The organism is Actinomyces sp. zg328, assembly GCF_009829635.1.
GTDB lineage: Bacteria > Actinomycetota > Actinomycetes > Actinomycetales > Actinomycetaceae > Actinomyces > Actinomyces marmotae.
Genome location: NZ_VWPE01000003.1, coordinates 43,702 through 61,006, shown reverse-complemented (window position 1 = coordinate 61,006; position 17,305 = coordinate 43,702). Strand labels below are relative to the sequence as shown.

The 17,305-nt window shown below is 71.6% G+C and carries 16 protein-coding genes; 10 read left to right on the top strand and 6 right to left on the bottom strand.

Annotated elements, in window-relative coordinates:
* Nucleotides 1–299: 299 nt before the first annotated feature.
* Together GVV75_RS10440 and GVV75_RS10435 are read left to right on the top strand one after the other, a co-directional pair.
* Nucleotides 300–950, top strand: coding sequence for a DUF6318 family protein (locus GVV75_RS10440; RefSeq protein WP_159523686.1), 651 nt, complete (start codon nt 300–302; stop codon nt 948–950).
* Nucleotides 951–1,204: 254 nt separating this feature from the next.
* A complete protein-coding gene (locus GVV75_RS10435) occupies nt 1,205–1,798 on the top strand; it encodes a zinc transporter (protein WP_268891830.1) in 594 nt (197 codons plus the stop codon).
* Between the two features lie 124 nt (nt 1,799–1,922).
* Here GVV75_RS10435 and GVV75_RS02700 read toward each other — a convergent pair whose 3' ends face one another.
* A complete protein-coding gene (locus tag GVV75_RS02700; protein ID WP_159625639.1) occupies nt 1,923–2,309 on the bottom strand; it encodes a PLD nuclease N-terminal domain-containing protein in 387 nt (128 codons plus the stop codon).
* 82 nt (nt 2,310–2,391) lie between these two features.
* On the opposite strand from GVV75_RS02700, the gene GVV75_RS02695 reads away from it, so the two are divergent.
* Together GVV75_RS02695 and GVV75_RS02690 are read left to right on the top strand one after the other, a co-directional pair.
* Entirely contained in the window at nt 2,392–3,711 is a 1,320-nt protein-coding gene (locus GVV75_RS02695; protein ID WP_159813358.1) for an AMP-binding enzyme, read from the top strand.
* 149 nt (nt 3,712–3,860) lie between these two features.
* Nucleotides 3,861–4,808 carry a 1,4-dihydroxy-2-naphthoate polyprenyltransferase gene (locus GVV75_RS02690; protein WP_159813356.1) on the top strand — a complete coding sequence of 316 codons (948 nt, stop codon included), beginning with the start codon at nt 3,861–3,863 and terminating at the stop codon, nt 4,806–4,808.
* 85 nt (nt 4,809–4,893) lie between these two features.
* Here GVV75_RS02690 and GVV75_RS02685 read toward each other — a convergent pair whose 3' ends face one another.
* Together GVV75_RS02685 and GVV75_RS02680 are read right to left on the bottom strand one after the other, a co-directional pair.
* Nucleotides 4,894–5,259: a hypothetical protein gene (locus tag GVV75_RS02685; protein ID WP_159813354.1), complete on the bottom strand. Its 366-nt coding sequence runs from the start codon at nt 5,257–5,259 to the stop codon at nt 4,894–4,896.
* A gap of 435 nt (nt 5,260–5,694) precedes the next feature.
* The gene (locus GVV75_RS02680; protein WP_159813352.1) at nt 5,695–5,982 is read right to left on the bottom strand and encodes a hypothetical protein; all 288 of its coding nucleotides are present in this window, start codon (nt 5,980–5,982) and stop codon (nt 5,695–5,697) included.
* A 202-nt stretch (nt 5,983–6,184) separates the two neighbouring features.
* Here GVV75_RS02680 and GVV75_RS02675 point away from each other — a divergent pair, with 202 nt between their 5' ends.
* The 3 genes from GVV75_RS02675 to GVV75_RS02665 all read left to right on the top strand — a co-directional run bounded on the left by GVV75_RS02675 (nt 6,185) and on the right by GVV75_RS02665 (nt 9,385).
* Nucleotides 6,185–7,879 (top strand): cytochrome c biogenesis protein CcdA, encoded by a 1,695-nt coding sequence (locus GVV75_RS02675; protein ID WP_159523674.1) that lies wholly within the window; start codon nt 6,185–6,187, stop codon nt 7,877–7,879.
* A gap of 73 nt (nt 7,880–7,952) precedes the next feature.
* Nucleotides 7,953–8,528: a sigma-70 family RNA polymerase sigma factor gene (locus GVV75_RS02670; protein ID WP_159523672.1), complete on the top strand. Its 576-nt coding sequence runs from the start codon at nt 7,953–7,955 to the stop codon at nt 8,526–8,528.
* The gene (locus GVV75_RS02665; RefSeq protein WP_159625631.1) at nt 8,525–9,385 is read left to right on the top strand and encodes an anti-sigma factor; all 861 of its coding nucleotides are present in this window, start codon (nt 8,525–8,527) and stop codon (nt 9,383–9,385) included. The genes GVV75_RS02670 and GVV75_RS02665 overlap by 4 nt, the downstream gene beginning before the upstream one ends.
* Nucleotides 9,386–9,461: 76 nt before the next feature.
* On the opposite strand, the gene GVV75_RS02660 is transcribed toward GVV75_RS02665, so the two are convergent.
* Both GVV75_RS02660 and GVV75_RS02655 read right to left on the bottom strand, forming a co-directional pair.
* Nucleotides 9,462–10,037 (bottom strand): YagU family protein, encoded by a 576-nt coding sequence (locus GVV75_RS02660; protein WP_159625629.1) that lies wholly within the window; start codon nt 10,035–10,037, stop codon nt 9,462–9,464.
* Between the two features lie 37 nt (nt 10,038–10,074).
* Nucleotides 10,075–11,208, bottom strand: a complete 1,134-nt coding sequence (locus GVV75_RS02655; protein ID WP_159813350.1) for a 1,4-dihydroxy-2-naphthoyl-CoA synthase — start codon at nt 11,206–11,208, stop codon at nt 10,075–10,077.
* Nucleotides 11,209–11,296: 88 nt separating this feature from the next.
* Between GVV75_RS02655 and GVV75_RS02650 the strand changes: the two genes are divergently transcribed.
* Nucleotides 11,297–12,661 carry an arginine deiminase gene (locus GVV75_RS02650; RefSeq protein WP_442858380.1) on the top strand — a complete coding sequence of 455 codons (1,365 nt, stop codon included), beginning with the start codon at nt 11,297–11,299 and terminating at the stop codon, nt 12,659–12,661.
* Between the two features lie 81 nt (nt 12,662–12,742).
* Here GVV75_RS02650 and GVV75_RS02645 read toward each other — a convergent pair whose 3' ends face one another.
* Nucleotides 12,743–14,104, bottom strand: a complete 1,362-nt coding sequence (locus GVV75_RS02645) for a hypothetical protein (RefSeq protein WP_159813348.1) — start codon at nt 14,102–14,104, stop codon at nt 12,743–12,745.
* Nucleotides 14,105–14,262: 158 nt separating this feature from the next.
* Between GVV75_RS02645 and GVV75_RS02640 the strand changes: the two genes are divergently transcribed.
* Both GVV75_RS02640 and menD read left to right on the top strand, forming a co-directional pair.
* Nucleotides 14,263–15,378, top strand: coding sequence for an o-succinylbenzoate synthase (locus tag GVV75_RS02640; protein ID WP_159523662.1), 1,116 nt, complete (start codon nt 14,263–14,265; stop codon nt 15,376–15,378).
* Between the two features lie 37 nt (nt 15,379–15,415).
* Complete coding sequence (gene menD, locus GVV75_RS02635; RefSeq protein WP_159813346.1) at nt 15,416–17,209, top strand: 2-succinyl-5-enolpyruvyl-6-hydroxy-3-cyclohexene-1-carboxylic-acid synthase; 1,794 nt, start codon at nt 15,416–15,418, stop codon at nt 17,207–17,209.
* Nucleotides 17,210–17,305 lie beyond the last annotated feature (96 nt).

Below are 17,305 nucleotides of genomic sequence, written 5' to 3'. Positions count from 1 at the left end.
GGGGTTTTCCACAGATTGGCGGTGGGGTCTAGCGCCGGGGGTGGGTGGGGCCCTAGGGTTGGGGCCCGACGGCGATGCCGCCGTCGTCTGGGGCCGACCTGGGGCCTCGCGCTTGCCCTGGTCCACGTCCGCATCGACTCCTCGCTTGGAAGGCCCCAGAACCCATGACCCCCGCGCCCCGCCCCTCGCCAACCCACGCCGGCGACCCCGCTGCGCCCCAACAACGCGGCGCCACCCCTCACCCACCCGGCCGGCGCCGTGGGCGCCTCGAGGCGCGGATGGGCCGGTGGGCTCGCCCGGTGGCGCTGGCGCTGGTGTCCTGCTGCGCCCTGGCGCCGGGACTGCTGACGGCCTGCGCCAAGGACCCCGCCCCGCCTGAGGCCAATGGGACCCTGCCCACGCAACTCGCGGTCACCCCCACCTCCAGCGAGCTGGCCTCGCCCACCAGCGCGGAGGTCGCCCCCAGTGCCAGCGCGGCGGTCTCGCTCAGCCCCGAGCTGGCCGCTCAAAAAGCTACCGCCCTGGCCATGCCCAAGCCCCCCATGCCCGCGGAGGCCACTGAGAACACCCAGCAAGGCGCCGTGCGCGCCGCCGTGCGCTTCTTCGAGCTCTACCGCTACGCCTTCATGACCGGCGACACCACCGACCTGGCCGCCATGAGCGAGGATCGCTGCGTCTTCTGCAAGTCCGCCATCGACGACGCCACCGCGCTCCACAAAAGCGGAGGATGGGCCAATTTGTGGACCCTAAGGATCACGAACATCGAGTACAACCCCCCAGGGGAGGGGAAGGAGTACTGCGGGATCAGATTCACGGTGATATCAGATGAATCAACATCAGTGAATCGTTACGGTGAGGAGGTCAAAGATGAAGCCGAGGAGTCGAGGCTCTTCATGATCCTGCGGTACCAGGATGGCATGTGGCATGTCGGAGGGGTGTCGTTGAATTGATGCTGCGCGCGACTCTGGCGGCCGCCTTAATGATCTTCCCCTTCCCTCTCACGGGGCCATCCGGGGGCCATGACCCAGAAGGCAGGGGCCAGCGATACATCGATGGTAGAGCGTTCGACAATAAAGTCACCGTGATGTCATCGTCGTACAAGGAGGTTCGGGTTGGGGGCGGCCCCCCGCCGTCGTCAACCAGCGGGAACGATGGGGGCGGGCCAGCAGTGGTGGTCTCTGCCGGACAGCCCCAGGCAGGGCCGGTGGAGGGCGATCACATCTGCGACGGGCAGGACGCCCAGGGCGATGACATGGGCGTGTGCCGCTTCCAACCCGCCCCCACGCGCCCCGCCCCAGCACCGGACGCCCCGGCCCCGGCCCCGGCCGCCCCGGCGCCGATCATCCTGACCTCCCGCGACGTGGCCACCCTCATCGTCGAGGGCTCGGGCATCACCCTCCAACCACCCGGGGACACCATCTTGCTGCACATGCCCCTGATCGCCCACACCAACCCCACCACCCGAACACTATCCACCACCGTAGGCACCACCACCGTCGAGATCGAGGCCACCCCCACCACCTACACCTGGAACTGGGGGGATGGCACCAGCACAACCACCACCGACCCCGGGCATCCCTACCCCCACCAGACCGTGACCCACCTGTACGCCACCACCGCCAACAACGTCACCGTCACCCTGACCACCACCTGGACCGCCCGCTACCGCCCCACCGGCACCACCACCTGGAAACCCGTCGACGGCTACATCACCACCACCCAAACCGCCCCGCCCTTCAACATCCGCCGCCTGGTCCCCTACCTCACCGACGACGCCGAAGAGCACCACAACCACTAACCCACCCCCACTAAGCCCACCCCCGAACCGGTCTCGGTCTTCATAACGACCGGTCTCGCCCGTAATAACGACCGGTCTCGCTCGTGATTTCGACCGGTCTCGATGACAGCGGGGAGGGGAGGGGCTATGGGGCGCTGGGGGAGGAGGGGGAGGCCCCGTCGTCACCCTCGGCCTCGTCGCGGCGGCGGCGGCGGATGTCCCGCTCCAGGCTTCGCAGGAACTCCGGGTCGTCGTCTGGGCCCAGGGGCCGCGGCCTCTCGGGGCGGCGGAACTCCACTGCCTCGCGCGAGGACCAGAACTTGGGCTCGACGACGCCCCCGCGCTCCTCAGCGGCCTTCACCCGCGAGGTGATGATCCACGCGATCGGCCCCACACCGGTCAGGGCCAGGATGATGAGGAGCCACATGGGCTTCGGGAGTCGCGCGGGCATGTCCTCGCCCGGGGTGCGGGCGCAGTCCAGCACCGAGTAGATCGCCAGGGCGAACAGGAGGACGATGAGAACGGCGCGCACGCCCCCACCATATCCGAGTCGTCGACCGCGGGCGGGCCGAGTCCGGGCGGCGCGATGGCGCGAGCGATGCGAGGATGCCCCTGTGAGCGCGCGCCCGGCCCCCCTCCTCCTGCGCGGCGGCACCGATCCCGACGCCGTCGCCGGGCTCCGGGCCGCCCTGATCCCCCTGCTCGCCCTGGAAGCCTCCCGTCCCGACCCCTCCACGGCTTCCCCAGCGCCCGGCGCCGCCTCCCGCCCATTACTCGTCCCCATCGCCCCGCATGAGGATGAGGCCCACGTCCGCGCCGACCTCGCGCGACGTCTCGACCCCTTCGGCCCCGCCGCCCGCGCCGACGTCCTCCTGCGCACCTCCGGCTCCACCACGGGCACCGGCTCCCTCATCGCCATGAGCGCCACCGCTCTTGCCGCCTCCGCCCGCGCCACCCACGCGCGCCTGGTCGGGCCCGGCACCTGGGTCCTCGCCCTCCCCGCGCACCACGTCGCCGGGCTCCAGGTCCTTGTGCGCTCGCTCGTGGCCGGGACCGAGCCCATCGTCGTCGACGCCACCGGCGGGTTCACGACCGGCGCGCTCACCGACGGACTCACCCGCGCCCTCGCCACCAGCGGCGGCCCGGTCTACCTCTCCCTCGTGCCCACCCAGCTCCTGCGCGCCCTGGCGGATCCTGACTGCGCCCGCGCCCTGGCCCGCGCCAGCGCCGTCCTCCTCGGCGGGGCCGCCGCCGACGCCGCCCTGCTCGCCCGGGCCCGCGGCGCCGGCATCCCCATCGTCACCACTTATGGGATGAGCGAGACCGGCGGCGGCTGCGTCTACGACGGCGCCCCCCTCGACGGCGTCACCGTCACCATCGAGGACCCCGACACCACCGGCGCGGGCCGCATCGCCCTGGCGGGCCCCGTCCTCGCCCTCGGATATGCCCACCGCGAGCCTCCCGGCGGGCCCGGGGCCGAGGAGCCCTCCTCGCGCTTCACCGCCCGCGACGGGCGGCCCCTCCTGCTCACCTCTGATCGCGGGCGCCTTGACGGGCGCGGTCGCCTCACGGTCCTCGGGCGCCTCGACGACGTCATCATCAGTGGTGGCATCAAGGTGGACCCCCATGAGGTCGAGGCCGCTCTCCTGCGCCTGCCAGGGGTCGGGGAGGCCTGCGTCGTCGGGATTCCCGATGCCCGGTGGGGCAGCGCCGTGGCGGCCGCCGTCGTGCCCGAGGCCACCGGGGGCGGAGGGCTGGATGCCGAGGCCCTGCGCTCCGCCGCGCGCGCCGCCCTGCCGGGCGCCAGGGCCCCCAAGCGCGTCGTCGTCCTGCCCGGACTGCCCCAGCGAGGCCCTGGCAAGCCCGACCGGCGCGCCGTCGCCACCCTCCTGGCCGAGCCGAGCCGGCCGGGGGCCTCCCGGCCGGGCCCATGATCCCGATCCGCGGGCGGCCTCTGACGCGCCCCCGGGCGCCGTTCTCCGCGCGCGGCCCATCCCCGGGCTCTCCCGCGCGGCCAGCCCGTCGTGGGCGCGGACGGTCGCCCGCGATAGGCTCTCAGGCGCATCCCCTCCGAGAGGACCCCATGAGCAGACCAGTCCACCAGGAATCGCCCGTCCGCGCTACTAATTGGGCGGAGGTCGTGCGCCTGCGCACTCTGCCCGCCGCCGTCGCGCCCGTCCTCCTGGGAGCTGGCGCCGCCACCTCATTGGGTGTCGGGTCCCTGCTTCGCACGCTGCTCGCGGCGGGCGTCGCCCTGGCCCTCCAGATCGGCTGCAACCTCGCCAATGACTACTCCGACGGCGTGCGCGGCACGGACGATCAGCGCACCGGGCCGCCGAGGCTGACCGCCTCGGGGCAGGTGGCGCCCCGCGCCGTCAAGCTCGCCGCCTTCGTCTGCTTTGGGATCGCCGCGGCTCTCGGACTCGCCCTGGTGGCTCTGACGGGTCAGTGGTGGCTCATCGGCGTCGGCGTGGCCGCCGTGGCCGCCGCCTGGTTCTACACCGGTGGTCCTCGTCCCTATGGCTACGCCGGCTTGGGCGAGGTGTTCGTCTTCGTTTTCTTCGGGCTCGTGGCCACCTGTGGCACCGCCTACGTCCAGGGAGGGGCCGTGCCCGGATGGCTCTGGCTCGCCGCCTGCGGGATCGGCCTCATCGCCTGCTCCCTGCTCATGGTCAACAATCTGCGCGACATCAACACCGATCCCGTCCACGGGAAGAGGACGCTGGCCGTGCGCCTCGGCGAGTCCCGCGCCCGCAGGGCTTACACGGTCATGGTGCTCATGCCGGTGCTCATCGCCGCCGGATCGCTCGTCTGGGCGCATACCGCCGTCGGCGGCGCCTGGGACGTCGTGGCCATCGTCGACGTCGTCTGCCCCCTCGTCATCGTGTTCCCCTTCGCCTGGCGCGCCACGACCGCCGTGCGCGCCGGGGCCACCGGCCACGAGCTCATCGGCTCCCTTCGCAACGCGGGCCAGTACGAGCTCGTCTACGGCGTCGTCATCGGCCTGGCCTTCCTCATCGTGGGGACTTGAGGCCCTCGGGCACGACGGCGCCCCGGCGCCCGCCGAGTACTGGGCAGTACTGGACGGGGCGCCGGGGCGCCGCCGCTCGCGGGTCTCAGTTGCCGCTGTCCGGGCTCATCGAGTCGTCGCTCATGGAGTCATCGCTCATCGAGTCGTCGCTCATGGAGTCATCGCTCATCGAGTCGTCGCTCATCGAGTCGGCGGGGGCCTCGGAGGCGCTGTCGCCCATGGCGCCGCCGTCGCCCATCTTGTCGCCGTCCGTGGTGGAGTCATCCATCATCGAGCCAGCGGGCTCGGCGGAGGCCCCGGCGTCCGTGGCAGCCGGGGCCGTGGTGGCCGGAGCCGTGGTGGCCGCGGGGGTCGTGCTCACGGAGCCGCCGGAGTTCGAGGACCCGCAGGCGGCCACGCCGAGGGCGGCGATGGCGACGAGGGCGGCGGCCATGGTGGTGCGAATGCGCATGTGCTTCTCCTGGTGTTGGGGTGATGCGAGCGCGCGAGAAGCGCGGCGTCTCGGTCTGGTCGCGACACCATAACGAATAGATCACTGTGGATTCTGTGATACTCCCCATATGCGCTGGTGGTCGCGGGACTCCTCTGGCCTCCCCTGATTGCTGCGCGGCCCGGAATCGCGGGCCAATCCGTCGCGCTTCCTCCCGCTCGTGCCGGCGGGAATCTCCCGGGGTCCGTCTCAAGGAGTGCCCACGGGTCCCATCCGCGCCGGTCCTCACGGACTTGATCGGCCCGTCGGCGCCCCTCCCCCCTCAGGCGTAGAAAAGCGGCCGACCGCATCGTGATGCGGTCGACCGCCAGCGGGTACGACGAGCCCTCGGCGCGGCCCTCTCCCCAACTCAGAGGCCGCGCCGAGGGAGCTTTTACTCCGCGTTCGTCGCGGGGGTCACTTCGCGGCGTCAGTCGCCTTGCCGTCGCTCATCTTGTCGCCCTTGCCGTCGGACATCTTGTTGTCCTTGCCGTCGGACATCTTGTCGCCCTTGCCGTCGGACATCTTGTCGCCCTTGCCGTCGGACATCTTGTCGCCCTTGCCGTCGGACATCTTGCCGGCGGTGGAGGTCGCGGCGGGCTTGGTGTCCTTCGAGTCGCTGGACGAGCCGCAGGCGGCCAGGCCCACCGCGGAAACGGCGATGAGGCCAGCAGCAAGAGCGGTGCGAGCGGTGCGAATACGCATGGGAGTTCTCCTCTACGAAGGTTCTAGGTCAGGCCTGCCTCGTGGCGAGCCATCACCCCTCGTTCGGGGCCGGGGCTCAGCCGGATCGGATCAATCAATGTGACGCTCGCCATGCATCGTCCATCGTCGTTCCACCCATCCACTGACCGTCCGGCGTCGAACAAGGGGTGAATCAATCACACAGACACGCTTAGGAGCCCAGATGCTCATCAGTCTTGTCCTCATTGGCTTCTTCGGAGGCCTTATCACGGGCATATCACCGTGCATCCTGCCGGTCCTGCCCGTCATCCTCCTATCCGGCGGCGCCCAGGGCGCCAAGGGCGAGGGCGGGAAGACCCCCTCGCGCCTGCACCCCTACCTCGTCGTCGGCGGCCTCGTCCTGAGCTTCACCACCTTCACCCTCATCGGCTCCACACTGCTCAACCTGCTGGGCCTCCCGCAGGACACGCTCCGCTGGGCCGGCGTGGTGCTCCTCGCCCTCATCGGCGTGGCCATGATCATCCCGAAGGTCATGGAGATCATCGAGCGCCCCTTCGCGCGCTTCCAGAGCCTGGGAGGCGGCAAGCGCCCCACGAACGGATTCCTTCTCGGGCTCGTCCTGGGAACCGCCTACGTGCCCTGCGCCGGGCCCGTGCTCGCCGCCGTCTCCGTGGCGGGCTCCACCGGCAAGATCGGCGCCGACACGGTCGCCCTCGCCGTCTCCTTCGGCCTGGGAACCGCCGTCCCCCTGCTGTTCTTCGCCCTGGCCGGCCGCGGCATCACCGAGCGCCTCAAGGCCTTCCGCACGCGCCAGAAGGGCGTGCGCATCGCCGCCGGCGCCATGATGATCTTCCTGGCCGTCGCCCTGGTGACCGACCTGCCCGCCGCCGTTCAGCGCTCCCTGCCGGACTACACCGCCTCCCTCCAGGCCAAGACGGATCAGGCGCTGAGCTCCACCCGTCAGAACTCCGAGGGCCGGGGGGCCTGCGTCGACGGCGCCGACCACCTGGAGAACTGCGGCACCGTCCCGGAGCTGACCGGGATCAACGCATGGTTCAACACCCCCGGCGATCAGGCGCTGACCGCGGCCGACCGCGAGGGCAAGGTCCAGCTCTTGGACTTCTGGGCCTACTCCTGCATCAACTGCCAGCGCTCCATTCCGGGTCTTGAGAGGCTCTACAAGACCTACAAGGACTCCGGTCTGCAGGTCATCGGCATCCACTCCCCGGAGTACGCCTTCGAGAAGGAGGTTGACAACGTCCGCGCCGGTGCCCAGAAGCTCGGGATCACCTACCCGGTCGCCGTCGACTCCAGCCTGGCCACCTGGACCGCCTTCGACAACCACTACTGGCCCGCCCACTACCTCGTGGACGCCACCGGGGAGTTGCGCCAGGTGAAGTTCGGCGAGGGCGGCGAGGCGACCACCGAGAAGCTCGTCCGCGAGCTGCTCAGGCAGGCTAACCCCTCCGCCCAGCTCCCCGAGCCCATCTTCAGTGAAGCGGACAACGCCCCCGACGTCTCTGCGGAGCGCAGCCCTGAGACCTACCTCGGCTCTGACCGCGCCCAGTACTTCGCCGGTGGCGTCCTCAAGCCCGGCCCCGGGAACTTCACCTTCCCCGCCAAGCAGAGGACGAGCAGCTTCGCCCTCGAAGGAGCCTGGTTCGTCGAGGGCCAGCAGATCCGCCCCGATGGCGCTCCCGGCAAGCTGCGCCTGTCCTGGAAGGGCAAGAACGTCTACCTCGTGGCCTCCGGAGAGGGCAACATCACCTGGAAGAACGCCGACGGCGAGGAGAAGACGACCCACATCTCCGGAACGCCGAACACCAATGAGCTCGTGAGCATGGACAAGCCCTCGTCGGGGGAGTTGGAGCTCACGGTTGACCCGGGGGTCTCCCTGTACTCCTTCACCTTCGGGTGAGGCGTGCAGTCCCCGGCTGCGAATGGGAAGAGAGGAGGAGAACGATGAGGAGGCGCCCCACCGGGCCCGTACTATGCGCAGTGTGGAAAAGCAGCGGCGCACTGAGCACGGAGACGAGGCCGACGCTCTCCTGGGACGTGTTGCCCAGGGGGACGAGAATGCCTTCGCCGAGTTGTACGACGCCTGGGCGGGGCGCCTCCTCGCCCTCATCATCCGCATCGTCATCGACCGGTCCCAGAGCGAGGAAGTCCTCCAAGAGGTCATGCTCGAGGCCTGGCGCCGAGCTCCCTCCTTCGACCCCTCCCGGGGGACGGGCCGGGCCTGGCTCGTCACCATGGCGCGCCACCGGGCCATCGACAGGGTCCGTTCCTCCCAGGCCGCGAGGGACCGTGAGGACGCCTGGCAGGGATACCTGCCCGATAGCGACGTCACCGCGGCAGAGGTGGAGGACCGCATGGAGGCCGGCAGGGTCCGCGATGCCCTCGACGCCGTCGGGGAGCCCCACCGCACGACGATCGCCCTGGCCTACTTCACCGGCCTCACCCACACCGAGATCGCCGAGCGGATGGGCGTGCCGCTGGGCACCGTTAAGAGCCGCATCCGGGACGGGATGGCCAAGATGAGAGCGCACTTAGGAGAGCAACGATGAGCAGGGAGGGACAGGACATGACCGCGGCAACGCGCATCGGCGTTGATGATGAGGAGCTCCGCAAGCTCCTCGACGGCGAGACCGGCGCCCTCCTCGGCGCATCACTGACCCCCGTCGAGCCGTCCGCCGGGATGCGCGCGGCGCTCCTGGAGCGGATCAAGGGCGTCGAGCAGGACGGGGCGGCCCCGGCCCCCGGTGACCACTCGGAGACGGGACGCGCGGACGCCCCTCGCGGCTCCGACGACGCCGAGGAGCTCGCCCCCGTCATCCCGCTGCGCCGCCGCCGCGCCTGGCGCTACACGGCCCAGGCGGCGGCCGCCGTCGCGCTCATCGCCGCGGGCTTCGGCGCCGGGTACGGCAGCGGCTACGGATCGGGCTATGACGGCGGTCATGACACCGCCATGGAGCACGTGACCCCGATGATCGACTACACCCACCTCAATCAGGCCCAGGACGTCCGGCGCGTCACTGACACCATGTCCGACGGGCATGTGGCCACGCTGACCTGGAGCGAGGGCATGTCCATGACGGCCCTGTCGCTCCCGGCGGCGATGTCCGCCTCGACCGGTGGGACCGCTTTGCAGATGTGGCTGGAGGATCCAACCTCGGGCATCACCTCGCTGGGCACCTACGCCCCCGATAAGGGCACTACCTTCACCTTCCTCCCCATGATGCCGAAGCCCGGGCAGCGCGTCCTCATCACGGCAGAGCCTGCCGGGGGCTCCGCCCAGCCGACGACGCGGCCGCTCGTGGTCCTCGCCGTCGGTGGGCAGGGCGGCGATGGGGGGAGCGGCCAGGGTGCGGGGCCGAGCGGCCCGGCCTCCACGCCGTCGTCGTCCGCCGCCAGCCACGCCTGAGACGCCTGGCCCGAGCAGTGAGCGGCCCCGGTACCGAACTCGGTACCGGGGCCGCTCGCGCGCGAGGAGGAGAGCGTCAGCGGGCGCCCTCGGCCAGGGGCGCCTCGGCGTCGGGCTCGCCCGTGATCCGGTTGCGGATATCGCGGCGCACCACCTCGATGCTCCACAGCCAGACGATGTGCCCGAAGAACTCCGAGAAGTGCTCGGACCAGGTCTGCGCGCCAGCGACCCAGGGGAAGGGGTTCGGTGCCCATCCCAGCAGCGGCATGACGACGACGTGCGCGCCCACGTACACGAGGATGCCGAAGGCGGCGCCTTGCCAGAGCTTGATGCCGGGGTAGTACTCGGCGAGGACGCAGTAGATGAGCGCGAACACGATCGCGAAGCCGAAGTGCACGATGAAGGACATGATCGGCGCCGGATTGTTGTTGAAGGTCACCGTGGCGTGCGAGGCGTCATGGGACATGCCGAACCACTCCAGCATCGACTGCGGGGGGTTGGTCTCCGAGCGAATGCCCGGGGTGCGGGGCGGGAAGGGGACCTCCCAGCCGAATTTCACGATGGCGGAGAAGAAGCCTCCGATGAGGCCGACGATGATCGCCGCGCCGATGCGGCGGCGGGCCGGATCCGTCCTGGTAAGCAGTGATGACATGGGGAGATCTCCTTGGTCGATGTGCCGTGGAATATAACTAGAAGTAGTAGGGGAAGGGGGACCAGTCCGGCTCGCGGCGCGCTAGGAAGGCATCCCGGCCCTCGACGGCCTCATCGGTCATGTAGGCCAGGCGCGTGGCCTCCCCCGCGAAGACCTGCTGGCCGGCCAGGCCGTCGTCAGCCAGGTTGAAGGCGTACTTGAGCATGCGGATCGCCTGGGGCGACTTGGAGGCCACGATGGCGGCGTACTCCAGCGCCCGCTCCTCCAGCTCGGCATGGGGCACCGCCTCATTGACCACGCCCCAGCGCTCGGCGTCGTGGGCGTTGTAGGGGCGGGCGAGGAAGAAGATCTCCCGGGCGCGCTTGTCCCCGCACTGGCGGGCCAGCAGCGCCGAGCCGTAGCCGGCGTCGAAGGAGCCCACGTTCGCGTCGGTCTGCTTGAAGCGCGCGTGCTCGATAGAGGCCAGCGACAGGTCGCACACGACGTTGAGCGAGTGCCCGCCGCCGGCGGCCCAGCCGCTCACCGCGGCGATGACGACCTTGGGCATCATGCGGATGAGCCTCTGGACCTCGAGGATGTGCAGGCGCCCCGCCCGGGCGGTGTCCGCGCGGGCCCGTGCCGCCGCCACATCGTCCTCATGGGAGTAGGCCCCCGACGGCGCCGGGCACTGCGGGGCCGCGGCGGTGCCGCTGGCGCGGGCAGCGCCGTCATCGGTCTCATAGAGGTAGCCGTCGCGGCCCCGGATGCGCTGATCCCCGCCCGAGGAGAAGGCCCAGCCGCCGTCGCGCGGGGAGGGGCCGTTGCCGGTGAGGATGACGGCGCCGACGTCGCCGCTCATGCGCGCGTGGTCGAGCGCCGCGGCGAGTTCGTCGACGGTGCGGGGCCGGAAGGCGTTGCGCACCTCGGGGCGGTTGATCGCCACCCGTACCACGGGAAGGTCCCGCAGCCAGGTACCCTCGGCGTCCCGCTCGCAGCCGCGGTGGTAGGTGACGTCGGTGAGCTCGCCCGCGCTGAAGCCCTCGATCTCCCTCCAGCGCAGGGGGTCGAAGATCTCCGAGATGCGGCGGGGCAGGGGGTGCTCGGAGCCCCTCGCGGTGCTGGCGTGCCCGGGGGCGGGCGCGGACGGCCTTGGAGGGGTGGATGGGGCTGACGAGGAAGATGCGGAGGTCATGGGCATCAGGGTAGGCGAGAGGCGCTGGGGGGAGCGCCGTTACGCTGGGGCCATGAACGAGTCCCAGCCCAGTGCCGCGCCTCGCACGATGCCAGGCGTCGCGTCCGCCAACGCCGTCCGCGCCACCGCAGAGCCCGTGGCGGCGGGCGGCGCCCACCATCGCCAGGCCATCCCCGCGACCCAGGGCGGGGGGCGGGTTGACTCTGAGGTCGGCCGGCTGCGCGAGGTCATCGTCCACCGGCCCGGCGCGGAGGTCTCCCGCCTGACGCCCATCAACGCGAACAGCCTCCTGTTCGACGACGCCCTCGACGTCGAGCTCGCCCAGGCCGAGCACGACGCCCTCACCGCGATCCTGCGCGGGCACGGCGTCATCGTCCACGACTTCCGCGACCTGCTCGCCGAGTCCCTGGCCGTGCCCGAGGCTCGCGCCCTCGTCCTGGAGCAGGCCGTGGGCCCCGAGGAGGTAGGACTGTCCACCTCCGAGGTGCTCACCGCCTACCTCGGGGGCCTGCCCGACGCCGAGCTCGCCGAGATCCTCCTGGCGGGCCTCACCCGCGCTGAGCTGCGCGACCGCCTTGACGCCTCCGATTCCAGGATCTTGTTCGCCACGACCTTCCTGTCGACCCTCGAGGGCCAGTTCGTCATCTCCCCGCTGCCCAACCACCTGTTCACGCGCGACGCCTCCTCGTGGATGTACGGCGCCTGCCACCTCAACCCGATGGCCCTTGCCCCCCGTCGCCGTGAGACCGCCAACTACGAGGCGGTGTACCGCTACCACCCCGCGTTCGCCGACCGGGCCGTGCTCTGGGCCACCCCGCGCCACGCCACGGGCGCCACCGTTGAGGGAGGCGACATCCAGGTGATGGGCAACCGGACCCTCGTCGTGGGGCTCTCGCACCGCTCCACCGCCGCGGGCGTCGAGCGCCTGGCCTCCCGGCTCTTCGCCGACGGCGCCGCGGACCGCGTCATCGGTGTCCACATGCCCGATCGCGCCTTCTACACCGAGCTCGATGCCGTCATGCACCTGGACACCCTCATGTCGATGGTCGCCCCGGACACCTACCTGCGCTTCGCGGGCTTCGACGACGTCACCACCGTGGAGATCGAGCCCGGCCCCACCCACGGCTCGGCGACGCCGGGCCTGAAGGTCACGATCCACGACGGCGCCGAAATGGACCAGGTCCTGGCCCGGGCGGCAGGCATCGATTCCTTCCGAATCATCAGCCCCGACATGACCGATGAGGCCGAGGCCCTGCGGGAGCTGGCACGCGATTCCTGCAACGTCGTCGCCCTCGCCCCGAACCTCGTCATCGGTTACGCCCACAACCGGCGCGCCAATGAGGCGCTGCGCGCCGCGGGCGTCGAGGTGATCGAGACCCCCGGCGTCGAGCTTGTCCGGGGCCGTGGTGGCGGCCATTGCATGACCTGCCCCATCACCCGCGACGCCGTGTGAGCGCGCTGCGCGCGGCCGCGGCGCCACTCGGTGCTGGCGGCCCGTCAGCGGGCCAATGAGGCGGGCGCGCGCCGCGGGGCGTCAGGCAGCGGGCTTAGGGCGGTAGGCCGTCAGGCGCCCCGAGTCGTCGTAGGCGATGAGCTCGCCGCCGTCGGGGGTGACGTTCCATGAGGAGAGGTTCCCGATCCTCATCGCCCCCGACTCGGCGCCCGAACCGGGATCGACCAGGTGCAGGTACAGGTCATGATCCCGAACCTCGCGCACTTCGGCCAACGGCCCGGTTCCCATCATCGTCGTGTAGGTGACCGGCAGCAGCCGGCATTCGGCGCCGTTACCGGTGCCAGTGCGGCTGCGTCGGGTCAGCGAGTTGATGCCCGGCATGGACAGGGTCGCGCCACCGTGAACGAGTGTGGCGGAGCAGGTGCCGTCCTTCGCCTCCGCGGAGACTTTCATCGTCGATGGGGCCCAGGAGGTGTCCGCGTTCTCGATCCAGGCGCGGGCCTGCTCCGCGCTGATCGGCGTGGGGGAGTAGGGGAATGTGCCGTAGTCCTTTGAGCCGTCCCGGCGAGCGTCTCCGAGGGGGGTGCCGTCGGGGGAGTACAGGGAGACGCGCTCCTCATCCTCGAATTTGTCCGAGATGCCGACGAGCCAGCCATCGGACAGGGGCGCTACGAGGGCGGCGCCCGTGATCTGACCCATGGATCGGGTCGATCCATTCTCGAGGTCCAGGGCGAGCAACTCCGTGGTGACCTTATCGCTCTTCTGGAGGTTCAGGTCTCCCAACGCCAGGGCGTACCGGTTGTTGTTGAGCGCGCTGAGCCCCACCGCGATAGTGCTGTTGGAGGACTCGATCGTCCTTGTCCAGCGATCGTCGTAGCGGGAGGTCCACAGCGTGCAGGTCAGGCCCTCGCAGGCGATCGCGATGCCGTGAGCGGCGGAGACCGTCGCATCGGCCGGCCACGGGGCGCGAACGCGCTCCTGGGTGTCGAGATCGATCAGGTCGCCGCCGTCGACCACCCAGTTCTTCCACACCCCGGGTTCCGGCAGGGCATGGCCGAGGTCCTGCTCCCAGAGGAGCTCGACCCCCCTCTCGGACTCCTGCAGGACCGTGACGAGGGTGGACTCGCCCCGGATGATGAAGCGCACGAGTTTGGAGCCGGCCTTTATGACCTTGACCCGGTCCTCCTCATGGGTGCTCGGGGACTCGAGGCCGCCATAGCTCCATGCCTCCTCGGTCCCATTGAGCCAATCCGTCGACCACGTGTTCCTGGAGGGGGAGATGAGCTCATTGAGGGCTTTCGGCGCCGAGGACCTCAAGACCGCGTAGGCGGCGGCGCCGCTTCCCAGGAGCACGCTGAGCGCTAGGACGACCGAGACCACGGCGCGAGCCCGGCCTCCCGGGGCGGGTGGGGGACTCGATGAGGGTGGCAGATCAGCGACCATGGGATCGAGGATGCCACGGATCCCCGCGGCTCGCACCGGGTTGCCCCCGGGCGCGCAACACAGCCGGGCGCTCCATGACCTGGGACTCCGACCCGGGGCTCCCCATGGCCTGGAGACGGCGAGCCCTGGAACCGCGGACCTCTGGCTATCCTGGGGGCGTGACTCCCACTTCCCATGCGCGGATCCGCGGAGAGCTCGACCTGGGGGCTCTCCGGGAGAATGACCGCACCGGCCTCCTGGCTGACATCGACAGGATCGTCGTCTGGGATATCGCCCTGACCACCCGCTTCCGCGGTCTGACGCGTCGTGACGGTGTCCTGATCCACGGCCCCGCGGGCTGGGGCGAGGCCGCCCCCTTCTGGGACTACAACGCCGACGCCTCCGCGCCGTGGCTCGCCGCGGCCCTTGAGGCCGCCACCGGCATCGGACCCGGAGGCGCCCCTGCCCCCCAGCACCCCGTCGTGCGCACCCACATCCCCGTCAACGTGACCATCCCCGAGGTGGGGGAGCAGCGGGCCCGTGAGATGGTGGTCGCCTCGGGCTGCCGCACCGCCAAGGTCAAGGTCGCCGGGCGGCGCGACTCGATGCGCAAGGACATCAAGAGGCTCGAGGCCGTCCGGGACGCCCTCGGCCCCGAGGGCCGTATCCGCATCGACGCCAACGGCTGCTGGGACCTCGACGCCGCCGCCCGCCACATCCCCATCCTCGACCGCGCCGCGGCGGGCCTGGAGTACGTGGAGCAGCCCTGCTCCGACGTCCACGACCTCGCCGCGCTGCGCAAGCGCCTCAGCGTGCCGATCGCCGCCGACGAGTCCATCCGCCTGTCAGCGGACCCCCTCGCCGTCACCCGCCTGCGGGCTGCCGACCTGGCGATCCTCAAGGTCGCCCCCCTGGGAGGGGTCACCCGCGCCCTCGCGATGGCCGAGCGGCTCGGGCTGCCCGCCGTCGTCTCCTCCTCCCTGGACACGACCATCGGCATCTCCGAGGGCACCCGGCTGGCAGCGGCGCTGCCCGTGCTCGGGCGCGCCTGCGGGCTGGGCACGATCCGCCTGCTCTCGCGCGACGTCGCCGTTCCCTCCGCCATTCCCGCGGGCGGCTCGCTCCCGGTGCGCGCGCCCCACCTGTCCAACGCGATCCTCGGCGCCGTGCTCGCCGGCGAGGAGACCGTCTCCCAGTGGCAGTCCCGTTTCGCCCATATGCTCGGGGCCCTGACCGCCCGACGGGAGCGGGAGGCGCGCGACGCCTCGACCGCCGTCGGTGGCCTTCCGATCTGACCGGCGCCGACGGCGCTCACGACGAAGCCGAGGACCGATGCAACCCCCCTCACTCACCGCTGCCGCCGCTATCGTGGAGGCCCTGGTGGCCACGGGCGTCCGCTGGGCGGTCCTCAGCCCCGGATCGCGATCCGCCCCCATGGCCTACGCCCTGGCCGAGGCGGAGGCCGCCGGGCTCCTGGGCCTGCGGGTCGTCCTGGATGAGCGCAGCGCCGGCTTCACCGCCCTGGGCATGAGCCGCGCGGCCCTCCTGGAGGGCCGGCGCGCCCCCGCCGTGGTCGTGACCACCTCCGGCACCGCCGTGGCCAACCTCCACCCGGCGCTCGCTGAGGCCGATGCCGCCGGCATCCCGCTGGTCGTCATCTCCACCGACCGCCCGCACGAGCTCGTGGGCACTGGCGCCAACCAGACCACCGCGCAGGCGGGCATCTTCGCGCTCGCTCCGCGCGCGACCGTCGACATCCCCGCCGATCTCACGGCCCCCGGCCCGGCCGGACTGGGTGAGGAGCCCGGGCGGGCGGCCATCACCGGGCAGGTCCGCAGGGCCGTTCTCGCCGCCGCCGGGACGCTGACCCGCGATCCGGGCCCCGCCCACATCAACGCCCGATTCCGCCCGCCGCTCACGCCGGGCGGAGGGCCCATCCTGGGGGAGCCGCCCTCGCGCGCCGCCCTCGCGGGCCCGGCTGTCTGGGAGGCCCCCGCCCCCGCGCCGCACGCCGTCTGGGAGGCCGCCGCCCCCGCCACGGGAGAGGGGGGTAGCGCCCCCGGGCTCGTCGTCGCTGGCGACTGCCCCGACCCCGCCCTCGGCGACCTCGCCGCGAGAGCGGCCGAGCGTCTCGGATGGCCGCTCCTGGCCGAGCCGACCTCGGGCGCGCGCCATGGCTCCACCGCGCAGCCCCGATACGCCGAGTTGCTCGCCACCACCGCCGGGCGCGACCTGGCATCGAGGGTGCGCCGCATCCTCGTCGTCGGCCACCCCAGCCTCAGCCGGCCCATCAGCGCGCTCCTGGCCCGCCACGACGCCCGGATCAGCGTCCTGGCCGATCGGGCCAGGATCACCGACGTCGCCGGAACCGCGGGGCGCGTCATCGCCGTCGAGCCCGCCGGCACCCCCGGCGGCCGGGCGGGCCAGGCGGAGCGGATCGCGCGCCTCCTCGGGGGCGGGGGGCGTGCCTGGGCGGCCGACTGGACGAGCGCCGTCTGCGCCCTCGACCCTCTCTCGGCGCCGCTCGGCGCCGGGGCCGGCTCCCCCGCGCAGGCCGATGCCCCCCACTTGGGCGCACTCACCGCGGACGACGCCGCCCTCGCCGTCTGGGCCTCCTGCGCCCCCGATCGCGCGGGCGCCGAGGCCCCCCTGCTCGTCGTCGGCTCATCCATGACGATTCGTCGTCTCGACCGGCTCGCGCCCGTGGGCGCGCCCGCGCCCACCGCCGTCGCCAACCGGGGCCTGGCCGGCATCGATGGGACGATCGCCACCGCCAGTGGCCTGGCGCTCGCCTCGGGAGGGCCGGTTCGCGCGGTCATGGGGGACCTGGCCTTCCTCCACGACGCCATGTCGCTCGGCCGCGGCGAGCATGAGCGTGAGCCCGACCTCCAGGTCATCGTCCTCGACGACGCCGGCGGCGCCATCTTCAAGGGCCTGGAGTACGCGGGAGTGCCGGGGGATGAGCGATTCGCCCGCCTCTTCGCCACCCCTCAGTGCGGCAGCATCACCGCCCTGGCCCGGGCCCTGGGCGTGGCTGTTCATGAGGCGGGCGACGCGCGCGCCCTCGAGCGCGCCCTGGCGGAGCCGGTGCGCGGGCTGAGCGTGATACGGGTCGCCCTGGCCTGAGCCCGTCCTGGGCGCCGGTATACCAAGTTGTAACGGGCCTTGCTGCCAGGGAGATCACTGATGAGGGGAGAACGCGCACAGCCCGGCCACAGGTGG